The 13060-nt window shown below is 73.1% G+C and carries 8 protein-coding genes; 6 read left to right on the forward strand and 2 right to left on the reverse strand.

The annotated features are described in order from the left end of the window. Window positions 1–22: 22 nt before the first annotated feature. Window positions 23–1087: a lipoyl protein ligase domain-containing protein gene (locus tag IH09_RS19820; protein ID WP_052858133.1), complete on the reverse strand. Its 1065-nt coding sequence runs from the start codon at window positions 1085–1087 to the stop codon at window positions 23–25. Between the two features lie 251 nt (window positions 1088–1338). Between IH09_RS19820 and IH09_RS19825 the strand changes: the two genes are divergently transcribed. From IH09_RS19825 to IH09_RS19845, 5 genes are all read left to right on the forward strand, one after another. Further along, window positions 1339–2895, forward strand: coding sequence for a TIGR02677 family protein (locus tag IH09_RS19825; RefSeq protein WP_052858136.1), 1557 nt, complete (start codon window positions 1339–1341; stop codon window positions 2893–2895). After that, complete coding sequence (locus IH09_RS19830; protein WP_052858143.1) at window positions 2892–4244, forward strand: TIGR02678 family protein; 1353 nt, start codon at window positions 2892–2894, stop codon at window positions 4242–4244. Before IH09_RS19825 ends, IH09_RS19830 begins: the two co-directional genes overlap by 4 nt. Next, window positions 4241–8374 (forward strand): TIGR02680 family protein, encoded by a 4134-nt coding sequence (locus IH09_RS19835; RefSeq protein ID WP_052858145.1) that lies wholly within the window; start codon window positions 4241–4243, stop codon window positions 8372–8374. Before IH09_RS19830 ends, IH09_RS19835 begins: the two co-directional genes overlap by 4 nt. Further along, window positions 8371–9645 carry a TIGR02679 family protein gene (locus tag IH09_RS19840; RefSeq protein WP_110952434.1) on the forward strand — a complete coding sequence of 425 codons (1275 nt, stop codon included), beginning with the start codon at window positions 8371–8373 and terminating at the stop codon, window positions 9643–9645. Before IH09_RS19835 ends, IH09_RS19840 begins: the two co-directional genes overlap by 4 nt. A gap of 318 nt (window positions 9646–9963) precedes the next feature. After that, on the forward strand, window positions 9964–11067 hold the full coding sequence (locus IH09_RS19845; RefSeq protein ID WP_052858150.1) for an amidinotransferase: 1104 nt from the start codon (window positions 9964–9966) through the stop codon (window positions 11065–11067). A 187-nt stretch (window positions 11068–11254) separates the two neighbouring features. Here IH09_RS19845 and IH09_RS19850 read toward each other — a convergent pair whose 3' ends face one another. Beyond that, window positions 11255–12193, reverse strand: a complete 939-nt coding sequence (locus tag IH09_RS19850; protein ID WP_094792487.1) for an alpha/beta fold hydrolase — start codon at window positions 12191–12193, stop codon at window positions 11255–11257. A gap of 83 nt (window positions 12194–12276) precedes the next feature. On the opposite strand from IH09_RS19850, the gene IH09_RS19855 reads away from it, so the two are divergent. Beyond that, window positions 12277–12828: a helix-turn-helix domain-containing protein gene (locus IH09_RS19855; protein ID WP_052858153.1), complete on the forward strand. Its 552-nt coding sequence runs from the start codon at window positions 12277–12279 to the stop codon at window positions 12826–12828. Window positions 12829–13060 lie beyond the last annotated feature (232 nt).

Genomic DNA, 13060 nt, shown 5'->3' on the forward strand with positions numbered 1-13060 from the left:
GCCGGCCCGGGGAGGGGGAGGGCTAGGGGATGCGCGCCGTCCACTCCGCGGTGGCGAACTTGGTGCGTACGAGTTCCTCGGCCTTCGCCATCTCTTCGTCGGTCACCCTGCCGTGGGTGAGGCCGTGCCGGTTACGGAAGGAGTCGATCATGCGCTCGATGACCGTCTCGCGGGGCAGCCCGGTCTGCCGGCGCAGGGGGTCCACCCGCTTCTTGGCGGACTTCGTGCCCTTGTCGGACATCTTCTCCTTGCCGATGCGCAGGACGTCCAGCATCTTGTCGCTGTCGATGTCGTAGGCCATGGTCACGTGGTGGAGCACGGCGCCGGGTGTGCCACCGGGTCCCACTATGCGCTTCTGGGCCGCGCCGGCGATCTTGCCGAGCTCGGTGGCGATGTCGTTGAGCGGCTGGTACCACGCCTTGATGCCCATGTCGCCGAGGGCTTCGAGGACCCAGTCGTCGAGGTAGGCGTAGCTGTCGGCGAAGGAGAGCCCGGAGACCAAGGACTGGGGGACGGCGAGGGAGTACGTGATGGTGCTGCTGGGCTCCGCGAACATGGCCCCGCCCCCGGAGATACGGCGGACGACGGTCACGCCGTGGCGCTCGGTGCCGGCGGGGTCGACCTCGTTGCGCAGGGACTGGAAGCTGCCGATGATCACGGCGGGGCGGTCCCATTCCCAGACCCGCAGCGTCGGCGGGCGGCGGCCCGCGGCGACCTCGGCGGTGATGACCTCGTCGAGCGCCATGTGCAGGACGGGGGACTGCGGCGCTTCATGGATGAGCTGCCAGTCGTAGTCGCTCCACTCGGTGGCCTGCGCGAGGGCACGCCGTACGGCGACGGCGACCCCCTCGCTGGACAGGCCGAGCATCACCGTCGAGGCGGGGAGCGCGGCGTCGATCCGGGCGGCGAGGCCCGCGGCGTCGCTGTTGGCGGGGGCGCCCTCCAGGGCCGCGTCGATGGTGAGAATCGCTTCGTCGGGCTCCAGGAAGAAGTCCCCGGCCACCCGCACATTGCGCAGGGCCCCGCCCTCGACGTCCAGGTCGACCACGACGAGCTTGCCGCCGGGAACCTTGTACTCACCGTGCACAGCCTTGCCTCCTGCTCTTGAACCGGCTCACCGATACGTGAGCCCCGAACGCGGACAACGCTAGCGCCGACGCGGTGCATTCCGTGCAATCCGCTCGTCAGGGCGGTGTTCGGAGGCGTTCGACGGGGTGCGGACGGGGGCGCGCACCGGTCCCGCGCGGGGGACGGGGAAGCGACCCACCCCTGAATGTCAGTGCCGACCTCTACGGTGGAGATCCACATGCCGCCGGGGCGGGGGAGGAGGCGACGGGCGTGCGCAGGGTTCCACCGGAGATGTTCCGTTTCACCACGGGGGAGAAGTCCGGTCTCTACGGTGCGGTGCTGGACGCGTTCGGCGCGGCCGGTGAGCATCTGGAGACGGCGCTGGGGCTCGACGACGTGCGCGAGCGCCTGCGGACGGTGGGGTGGTTGGCCGCGGTCGAGGACGAGGAACTCCACGACGTACTGAAGAAACTCGTGGACTGGGAGCTCCTGGACCGGGTCCACAACCACGCCGAGAACTACCGCACGGCCGAGGAGTACGAGCGGCGCAACCTCCAGTACTCGCTGACCCGCCGGGGCGAGGCCGCGCTCGCCGGGGTGCGGCACGCACTGGAGGTGCTCGCCTCCACCGGGGCGCTCCAGACGGCTGTACTGGAGGCGATCGCCGACCGGCTCGACGAGCTGTGCCTGCTCTCCGAGGGGCCCGCCTCGTCCGATCGCCGGATCTTCACCACGCTGCGCGAGCTGGAAGGGCACCTGGAGGCCCTGGTGGAGAACACCAAGGCGTTCCACGCCGAGTTGCAGCGGCTGCTGCGCGCCGAGGGCGCCGACCTGGAGGTCTTCCGCGAGGTGAAGGCCGCCACCGTCGCGTATCTCCAGGAATTCCTGGTCAACCTGGACCGGCGCGGGCAGGCCGTCGCCGCCGCCGTCGGCCGGGTGGAGGAGCGGGGCGTCTTCCTGCTGCGCGAGCGGGCGCTGCACGGAGCCGAGCTGCCACCGGTGGCCGGTGCGGACCCCGCGCCCGGCTGGCTGGAGAGCCGGCGCGCCCGCTGGGCCGGGCTGCGGGCCTGGTTCCTGCCGGACGACGGTGCCCGTCCCCGCATCGAGCAGCTCCATGACATCGCCCGGCGGGCCATCGTCTCCCTCCTCCAGGTCCTGGAGCGGATCAACGAATCGCGGCGCCGCTCCTCCAGCGCCGTACAGGACTTCCGCGAGCTGGCGCGCTGGTTCGCCGCCGCCCCCGGGGAGGAGGACCTGCACCGCCTCTGGTCGGCCGCCTTCGGCCTCGGCTCGGCGCGCCACGCCCACCTCGCCCACGCCGACCCGGAACTCATCCCCGCGGCACTGCCGTGGTCCCAGGCCCCGCCGGTCGAGGTGTCGGCGCTGCTGCGCGAAAGCGGACGGAACGAGCGGTTCACCCGTACCGCCAAGGTGCGCGATGTCGCCGCGGTCAAGGCGGCGCGGGCCGAGCGGGCCCGCGCCGAGCGAGCAGAACTCGCGCTGGCCTGGCGGGAGTTGGCGACGGACGGGCCCGTGCGGCTGTCCTCCTTCGGCGAGCTGGACCCGATGGTCTTCGAGCGGCTGCTCGACCTGCTGGGCCGCGCCCTGTCCACCGGTCCGGACACCACCGGGCTGCGCCGCGCGACCACCGGGGACGGCCGGGTGGAGATCACGCTCGCCCCGCCGCCCGACCACCGCACCGCCGTGCTGCGTACCGCGCAGGGCGCGCTGACCGGGCCGGACTACCTCGTCTCCGTCACCGCGCCGGACGGGGCCGGGGCACTCCCGGCCCTACCGGGCTCCACACGAGGGGAGGCGGCGGGATGAGCACACTCGCCAACCAACTGGCGGCCGCCGAACGAACGGAAGTGGCCCGGGGCATCCGGCTGCTGCTCGCCCGTCCGCTGCTCACCGAGGCGGCCGACCCGGCGGGCTTCGAGCTGGTGCGGCGCCGCCGGGAGCCGCTGGCCAAATGGTTCGACTACACCTGCGGCTGGAGCCTGGTGGTCGAGCCCCGGCGCGGCTACGCACGCCTCGCCAAGGTCCGCGCCCACGCCGACGCCTCCCGTCCGGCCCGCAGGGCGCGTTCCGGCCGGGCCCCGTTCGACCGCCGGCGCTACGTCCTGCTGTGCGTGACGGCGGCCGAGCTGCTGTCCATGCCGATGACGACCATCGGCCTGCTCGCCGACCGTGTCGTCCAGGCGACGGCGGCCGATCAGGCGCTGCCCGCCTTCGATCCGGTGCACCGGCCGGAGCGGATGGCGTTCGTGGACGTCCTGAAGCTGCTGGAGTCGTACGGTGTGCTCCGCGCGGTGGACGGCGCCACGGAGACCTACGTCGAGTCGGCGGAGGCCAAGGTCCTCTACGGCGTGGACACCACCCTGCTGATGCGGCTGCCCGCCGCACCCGTCGGTGCCTCCGGGCTGGCCGTCCCCCCGGACGAGGTGCCCGCCCGCTTCGAGGACCTCCTCACCGGGATCGTGCGGGAGCGGCGCTACGGTGGCGCGGCCGGTGACGGGACGGCGGACGACGCGCCCGGCACGGGCGCCGCCACGGAACCCCAGCGCAATCTGTGGCTGCGCCACTCGGTGCTGCGCCGCCTCTTCGACGACCCCGTCGTCTACCGGGCGGAGCTCACCGAGGAGGAGCTGGCCTACGTCACCTCCCTGACCGGCCGTCAGATCCTGCGCCGATCGGTCGAACAGGCCGGCCTCCTCCTGGAGGAACGCGCCGAAGGGTTCCTGCTCGTGGACCCGGACGGGATCGCCACCGACGTCCGCTTCCCCGACGACACGTCCACCGCCCGGGTCGCCGCACTGCTCCTTCTCGAACCGGTCCGTGCCGCGCCCGCCGGACTGCTCCCCGAACAGCTCGCCGAGGCCGGCGCGGATCTCCTGCGCCGCTTCCCCCGCTGGGCGAAGGCGTACCAGTCCCAGGAGGGCGCGGCACGACTTGCCGACGACGCCGTGTGCGTACTGCGGGACACCGGGCTGGTCCACCGGGTCGGGGGCCGCATCGTCGCCCGCCCGGCCGCACACCGCTACCGCGTCGCGGAGACCACGAGCGCGGACACGGACACGGACACCGGAGCCGGCCGGCGGAAGACCGGGAAGAGGCGCGAGGTGATGGGCGCCGCCGCCCCGGCCGGCGGCCCCGACGAAGGAGACGAGCAGTGAGCGTGACAGAGCTTCCCGGACCGCGGCGCCACGAGTCCGCCGAACCGGCCGCACCGGCGCGGCCGAGCCGCTGGCAGCCGCACCGCGCCGGCATCCTCAACGTCTGGCGCTACTACGACGAGACCTTCACCTTCCACCAGGGCCGGCTGCTGCTGCGCGGCCGGAACGGCTCGGGCAAGTCCAAGGCCCTGGAACTCCTGCTGCCCTTCCTCTTCGACGCCAGCCTGCGCCCCCACCGGCTCTCGACCTTCGGCGGCTCGGAACGCACCATGCACTGGAACCTGCTGGGCGAGGGCGCCACCGGCAAGACCCGTGTCGGATACGTATGGCTGGAGTTCCACCGCCCCGGCGACGACGGCGAGGAACGCTGGTTCGGCTGCGGCGCGCGGCTGCAGGCGAGCGTGCACACCACCGGAGTGCACACCGACTACTTCACCACCCGGGCCCGGATCGCCCATCCGGGCGGCCTCTCTCTCGTCAACGACGCCGGACAGCCCCTGACCCGCGCCGCCCTCGCGGAGGCCCTGCGCGACCGCGGCGACGTCCACGCCTCGGCCGCCGACTACCGTACGGCGGTACGCCGCGAACTCTTCGCCGGTATGGGGGAACAGCGCTATGAATCCCTCCTGTCCGCCCTGCTCCAACTGCGCCAGCCCAAACTGTCCGAACGGCTCGACCCCGCCCTGCTCTCCACCCTCCTCTCCCGCGCCCTGCCCCCACTGGGCGATGCCGAGATCGCCGAACTCGCCGAGGGCTTCGAGCGGCTGGACCGCCAGCGCGAACACCTCAAGCGGCTCGATGCGGAGGCGGCGGCCGCCGGCACCGTCGCGTCCCGGCAACGCGGTTACGCGCAGCGGGTCCTGCGCGCCGCCTCGGCCGCGCTGATCTCCGCCACCACGGACATGGACAACCTCACCCGGGTCGCCCGTCTCAGCGCCGAGGGACACGCCGGGGCCCGGGAGGAGCGAGAGGCGGCCGAGGCCCGGCGGGAGGAGCAGACCCGGCGCGCGCACGCCCTGGAGGAGACCATCGAGGGCCTGCGCGACCGCGACGCGTACCGGCAGGGCGAGGAACTCGACCGGCTCCGCCGCCGCGCCGAGGAGGCATCGGCCACCGCCTGGGGGCAGCGCGCCACCGCCCGCAGCGGGCAGCACCGGGCGGCGGCGGACCGGCGGCAGGCCGACGAGGCCGCGGGCCATGCCCGGACGCTCGACGAGCATGCCCGCGAGGCCGCCGAGGAGGCGCGCCGGTCGGCACGGGCAGCGGGCCTGGAGTCCGTCCACCACGAGGCGAACGCGCTGCTCGACGCCGTACGCCCGCCCTCCGGCACGGCGGTTCCCCCGCGGAGCGCCGGCCCTGCCGAGGCCCCGCCCGCCCCCGGCGAGAGCGGCGACCAGCGGGCCCGGCAGGCGCGTCGGCTGCTGCGGGGCGCGGTCGCCGCCCGGCGGCAGCAGGTCGATCTCATCGTCGAGGCGAGGGACGGGCACGACCGGGCGGTCCGGGACCGGGGAACCGCCGAGGACGCGCTGGAACGGACCCGCACCCGGCTCGCGGAGGCGTTCGCCGATCGCGATGCGGCGGTCCACGCCTGGGAGGACACCCGCTCGGCGCAGGAGGAGCGGCTGCGCACCTGGGCCGGGGAATGCACGGAACTCCGGATCACCGACCCCGGCGAACTCGCGGCCCGCGCGGCGTCCGAGACCGAGGTGGCGGCCCTGGTGGACGCCGCCGCCCGCCCGGTGGAGCAGGAGATCGCGGAAGACGAGGCCACCGGCCGAGCCGCCCGGCGGAGCCTGCTGGACGAGCGGGACGGGCTGGTCCGGGAGGTGAACCGGCTGCGTACGGAGACCGACCTGCCGCCCTCGCCACCGGCCACCCGCACCACGGACCGCACCGCGCTGGCGGGCGCGCCGCTGTGGCGGCTGGTCGCCTTCCGCGAGGACGTACCGATCGCCGTACAGGCCGGCGTGGAAGCGGCACTGGAGGCGTCGGGCCTGCTGGACGCCTGGGCCCGTCCGGACGACGGGTTCACACCGCCCGGCCACGACACCCGCGTCGAGGCCGCCCTGGCCCGGCCCGCCCCGGGCCCGAGCCTGCTGGAGGTGCTGCGGCCCGAGGAGGACATCCCGGTCCCGACGGAGACCGTCACACGCCTGCTCGCCGGTGTCGCCTACGGCGCGCGGCTGCCCGGGGGACATCCGGCCGCCGTGTCCGCCGACGGCGCCTGGCGCCTGGCGCACGTCACGGGAACCTGGAGCAAGCCGGAGCCCGCCCATATCGGCACCCTCGCCCGGCAGCGCGCCCGGCACCGCCGGATCGGCGAACTGACCGACCGGATCGGCGAGGCGAACGCCTCCCTCGCCGCACTCGACGACCGGCTGCGCGCGCTCGCCGCCCGGCGCGCCCGGCTCGACGGTGAGCGGGCGGCCCGCCCCGACCACCGCGACCTCGATCAACGGCGCCGTGCCCGGGACCGCGCCGAGGACCAGGTGGCGGTCCGGGACGACGCCGTACGCGAGGCGGCCGAGCGGGTGGAACGGACCGAGACCGAGGTCGCGGCCGCCCTGCGCACGCTCAGCCGCCGGGCGGCCGAGCACGGCCTGCCCACCGACAGCGGCCGGCTGCGCGAACTGTCCCGGACCATCGACTCGTTCCGGGACACCGCCGACCTCTGGGTGGACGCCCGGCTCCATGCGACGGCGGTCGCCGACCGGGCTCGTCAGCTCGTGGCGCAGGCCGACCGCTCGCACCAGGACGCCGAGGAGCGCGACGCGGCCGCGACCGCCGCCGAGACCGAGGCCGACGGGTTGCGGGCGCGCCTGGAGGCGGTGGAGTCCACTGTCGGCGAGGACTACCGCCAAGTGGTCGCGCGGGTCGCCGAGGCACGGGCCGAACTGCGCCGGTGCCGTGACGAGACCGAGCGGACCGGCGATCTCCTGCGCCGCCTGGAGGGCCGTATCGGAGAGCTGCGGGCCGTCAGCGAACGTGACGCCGAGGGACGGGAAGAAGCGGTCGCGGCCCGGGACGGCGCGGCGCGCCGGTTCCGGCATCTGTGCGCGACCGGACTGGCCGAGGACGCCGGCACCGTCCTGCAACTCGGTGCCGAGGACGGCGCGAAGGCCACCCTGGAGGCCGCCCGCGCCACCGCGGCGCAGTGGTCCGGCGTCCCGCATGCCCCGCGCAACCTGGGCGACGCCGCGACCCGCCTCTCCGAAGCGGTGCACGAGGCCCGCCGGCACCTCGGCGCCCGCGCCGACCTCGACCTGGAGCCCGACGAGGACATCCAGCTGTTCACCGCCACCCTGGACGGCGTACGCGTCGGGGCGACGGGCCTGCTCACCGCGCTGACGCAGGAGCGCGACCGCAGCCGGGACGACATCACCGGCGCCGAGCGCCGTCTGTTCGACCAGATCCTCACCGGTGACATCCGCCGCCACCTCGCCACCCGCATCCGCCAGGCCGGTGACCTCGTCGACCGGATGAACGGCCACCTGGAACGCGTCCGCACCGCCTCCCGGGTCGCCGTCCAACTCGTATGGCAGATCCGCCCGGATCTCCCCGAAGGCACCCGCACCGCCCGCGAACTGCTGCTCAAGGACCCCGGCCGGATCACCGACACCGACCGGGAGGCCCTGCACTCCTTCTTCCGCGCGCGGATCGAGGAGGCCAAGAGCAGCGACACCGCCGCGAGCTGGGAGGAACAACTCGGCGAGGTCCTCGACTACACGGCCTGGCACCAGTTCACCGTCCGCCTGGACCGTTCGAACGGGACCGGCTGGCAGCCGCTGACCAAGAAACTGCACGGTGCGCTGTCCGGTGGGGAGAAGGCCATCGCCCTGCACCTGCCGCTGTTCGCCGCGGTCGCCGCCCACTACGAAGCCGTGCCCCTCGCGCCCCGGCCGATCCTGCTGGACGAGGTCTTCGTCGGCGTCGACACCGTCAACCGCGGCCAGGTGTTCGCGCTGCTCACCGCCCTCGACCTGGACCTCATGCTCACCTCCGACCACGAGTGGTGCACCTACGGAGAGCTGCCCGGCATCGCCGTCCACCAACTCCTCACCGGCCCGGACGACGATGCGGTCACGAGCGCCCGCTTCGTATGGAACGGCACCGACCTGGAGGCGCAATGACGCCCACGGGACCCGCCCCGGGGGAAAGCTCTCTGCACCGCCCCGAGCTGCGCCCCCTCTGGCGGACGGTCCACGACCGCCTCTCCTCCGGCCGGCCCGTCACCCGCGTACGCCTCGGCCCGCTCGACGACGCCCAGCGCGAAGCCCTCGCCGACCTCCTCGGCCTGGACCGCCTGCCGGACGTCCGGCCCTCCGTCGCCCTGGCCCGCCTGGAGGAGGCGGTCACCGAGCTCTGCGGCCGCACGGTCCGCGAAGCCGTCACCGAACTGGTGGGCCCGCTGGGCGACCGCGCGACCGAGCGGCGCCGGCAGGGTGACGAACGCGCCGGACTGTGGACCTGGCTGGACGGCCACGACACCGTGCGGGCCCAGCCCGCGCTCGCCGACTGGGCCGCCTCCTGCCGGGCCGCCGGTCTGGTCGGCGGCTCACCGGCACGCACCCGCGCCCTGCTCACCGACGCGCTCGCGGTACTGGCGGCACTGCCCGCCCACGCCGAGCCGCTGCCCGTCTTCACCGCCCGGGTGGTGAGCGGCGACTCCCACGCACTCGACGACGGCACCCGCCTGTCCTCCCTCGTCCTGCGCGCCCTGGCGACCCTGCACGACACCGCCCCGCCGCAGTCCGCGGCGGACCGGCGCGCCCTGTGGGCCCGCGCGGGCGTCGCCGACGACGAACTGTCCGCCACCGTGCTCACCGCCGGACTGCGACCGGACGGCGGCGGACCGCTCGCCCGCGTGGCCCGCGTGTGCGCCGACGCCGGGCAGGCCGCCAGCCTGACGCTGGCCCAGGTACGGGCCCCGGGCGGACTCACGCTCGCCACCGCCCGCTCCGCGCCCGTTGTCCACGCCGTGGAGAACCCCAGCGTCATGGCCCTCGCCCTCCGGCGGTTCGGCCCCGCCTGCCCGCCCCTCGTCTGCACGTCCGGCTGGCCCAACAGCGCGGCCGTCCACCTCCTCCGCCTGCTCGCCGACCACGGTGCGGTCCTCCGCTACCACGGCGACTTCGACGGTGAGGGCATCCGTATCGCCGCCTATCTGCTCGACAAGACACCGGCCCGCCCATGGCGCATGACGGCGGCGGACTACCGCGCCGCCGTCGCCCGCGCCCCCGGCGGCCCGCCACCCGGACGCCTGACCGAGGCACCCTGGGACCCGGAGCTGACCACGGCCATGGCCGCCCACGGCACCGCCGTCGTCGAGGAACTGGTCGCGGACCTCCTCCTGGCCGACCTGGCCGACGCCGCTCGGACGGGCGCGGCCCGAGGGGACTGACCACGCGTCACCCGGCCACGTAGCGGACAGTTCACCGCTGTTTCTGACGGCGGAGGGACGCCGATGTCTTCGAGGCCCCCTGCCGGCGGACCCGATTGCGGAAGCCGCGAAGCGGGTGAGGCAGGCTTGTCCCCGGTCGGCGAACGGCCCGGTATCGCCGCTTTCGAGCGAGTCGTTGGATACAGTGAGCCGCTGAATTCCGTGATCGAAAGCGGTCGAGCATGATGGCAGTGCGGAGGCCCGGCACTCCGGTGGCGGCGGCAGATATCGACGCACCGAGTGGGCTGTGGGCCATACGTGATATCGGTGTCATCGGCCATGACTGACAATGCTGCGGAACCTCTCGTATCGCCGGTCAATTCGCACAACGAGTGGGATCCGCTGGAGGAGATCATCGTCGGGCGTCTGGAGGGCGCGACGATGCCCTCCAACCATCCGGTCGTCGCCTGCAACGTCCCGCCGTGGGTGGCGCGATTGCAGGGGCTCGCCGCCGGGTTCAAGTATCCGCGCATGATGATCGAGACGGCGCAGCGGGAACTCGATCAGTTCATCGCTCTCCTGGAGGCCCTCGGTATCACGGTGACGCGTCCGGACGCGGTCGACCACAGGAAACGCTTCGCCACCCCCGACTGGTCGTCGCGTGGATTCTGCAATGCCTGTCCGCGTGACAGCCTGCTCGTGATCGGCGACGAGATCATCGAAACCCCGATGGCATGGCCGTGCCGGTATTTCGAGACCCATTCCTATCGCGCGGTCCTCAAGGACTACTTCCGGCGCGGTGCGCGCTGGACGGCGGCGCCGAAGCCGCAGCTCACGGACGCACTGTTCGAGGCGGATTTCCGTATCCCCGAGGCCGGTGAGCCCATGCGCTATATCCTCACCGAGTTCGAGCCGGTGTTCGACGCGGCGGATTTCGTGCGCGCGGGGCGCGACCTGTTCGTCACGCGAAGCAATGTCACCAACCTCATGGGAATCGACTGGTTGCGCCGCCATCTCGGGCCCGGTTACCGCATCCACGAGATCGAGAGCCGCTGCCGCACGCCCATGCACATCGACACGACGTTCCTGCTGCTCGCGCCCGGCAAGGTGCTGGTCAATCCCGAATACATCGATGTCGACCGCCTGCCCGACATCCTCGGTTCGTGGGACATCCTGATCGCCCCCGAGCCCGATCCGATCGACGAGCGCTTGCTCAAGATCACCTCGATGTGCGGTAAATGGCTCAGCATGAACATTCTCATGATCGACGACAAGCGGGTGATCGCGGAGCGGCACCACACCGAGATGCTCCGTGCGCTCGAACGATGGGGGTTCGAGCCGATCCCGTGCGACCTGCTGCATTACGCGCCGTTCGGCGGCTCATTCCACTGCGCGACACTCGATATCCGGCGTCGCGGCACGCTCGAATCGTATTTCCCTTGACCGGTCCGCCGATTGTCCCTGCGGAAGGCCGCGGATTCCGGGCCGGGACCGGCCCCGGCCGGGCGCCCGAGTGCCGCGGTCGCGCATACGCGCCGGCACCGGGCCGCCGGACTCAAGAGGTTCCTCAGCGGCCCCGCCGACCCGGTCCGCCGGCCCTCCGGTGAAGGAGGCCGGCGGACCGGTCCGGTCACCTGCCCACGCTGTCCAGCAGGTCCGTGATCGCGCGGTGTACGGCGTCCGGGCGTTCCACGTGCAGCCAGGCGTGCCCGGCGTCATCGAGCACCCGGTGCTCACCCCGTGGAGCCGCGGCGGCCAACTCCGCGTGCAGGGCGTACTTGACGTCGCAGAACTCGCGCTCCACCTCTTCGGACAGCTGCACCGCCTGGAACATGTCGCGCCCCATGGCGGTGAGCACGATCACGGGTACGTCGGGCAGGTCCCCGCCGTGGCGGACTTCTTCGCCGAGCTGGACGAGGTTGGCACCCTCCTGCGCGCCGGTCCGCCAGTGGGCGAGGTGGTGCGCGATGAGCGCCTCGCGCACGGCCTCCGGCCACTGGGCCAGCCGTGGTGCGAACAGACCGCGGAACTGCTGCAGTTCCTCCTCCGTCGGCTCCGGCGGCGGCTGGTCGTTCAGACGCTCCAGCATCTCCAGCACCTGCTTCGACATGCGGGTCACGCTGTCCTCATGGGTGGGGTCCAGCAGGAGCAGACCGGCCACCTCGGCGGGGAAACGCTGTGCGTAGCGGCGTACGTAGCTCCCGCCCAGGGAGTGGCCGACGAGTATGTACGGGGCGGGCACGCCGGCGCTGTGCAGCAGCTCCCGCAGCTCGTCGGTGACCTCGGCGCCGGTGCGGGGCAGGGGGACCGGGTCGCTCCAGCCGGTTCCGGCGCGGTCGTAGAGCACGCTCGTGGTGCGCTCGGACACCTGGTCGTGGAGGTTCAGGTAGTCGAAGCCGACCATGCCCGCCCCGGGGACGAACACCACGGACGGGCCTCCGCTGCCCGTGCGGTGGAGCAGCAGCCGGCGGCCCCCGAGGTCGTGGCGGCGCCCGATCGGCGGGGTCCCGTCGTTCGCCGGCTCGCCATCTGGCGTCCCAGGGCGGTTGGTTGACTGAGGGTGGGACATCGGGGCTCCTTCGCTTCCGCTGCGCTCCGCCGGGCAACTATTCTCAAGTTTGAGGACGGTATCAAGTGTGAGATCTTGCCGCCATGGACACGGTCGATCTGCTTCTGCACCCGGTGCGGCTGCGCATCGTGCACGCCATGTTCGGCGGGCGAACCCGCACGATCTCCGAGCTGTGCGCCCGGATGCCCGACGTCTCGAAGGCCACCGTGTACCGGCATGTCGGCCTGCTCGACGACGGGGGACTCCTGGAGGTGAGCGGCGAGCAGCGGGTGCGCGGTGCCGTCGAGCGCCGGTACCGGCTGCACCGGGCGCGCGCGGCGATCGATACCGACGCGGCCGCCTCGATGTCCCTGGACGACCACCGTCGCGGGTTCACCGCGGCCATGGGCGCCCTGCTCGCCGAGTTCCACGCCTACCTCGACCGGGACGGCAGCGATCCGGTCGCCGACTCCGTGTCCTACCGGCAGACCACGCTCTGGCTGAACGAGGACGAACTCGCCGGGATGACCGCCGAGATGAGCGAGGTGATCAGGTCCCGGATGGATAACGAACCCTCGCCCGGCCGCACACCGCATCTGCTCGGCACGATCCTGTTCCCGACGGAGCAGGCGCCTCCGGAACCGGCGGGCACATAGACCGGTCACGGCGACCGCCTCTCGCACCATGGCACGTCGCCGCACCCCGGCCCAACGACCCCGCCGCTGCCTAGACTCCGACCCCGCCTCACTCCGGCCCCCCCCTCGCGCGCTGCCGCGCAACGCCGCATCCGCACCCGGGCCCGTACGGAGAATGAGCCCGTACTACCGAACGATCCCGTCGCACCGAACGATCCCGTCATACGGAACGAGTCCGTACCCGACGCATTGA

Source organism: Streptomyces celluloflavus (genome assembly GCA_000720995.1).
GTDB lineage: Bacteria > Actinomycetota > Actinomycetes > Streptomycetales > Streptomycetaceae > Streptomyces > Streptomyces celluloflavus.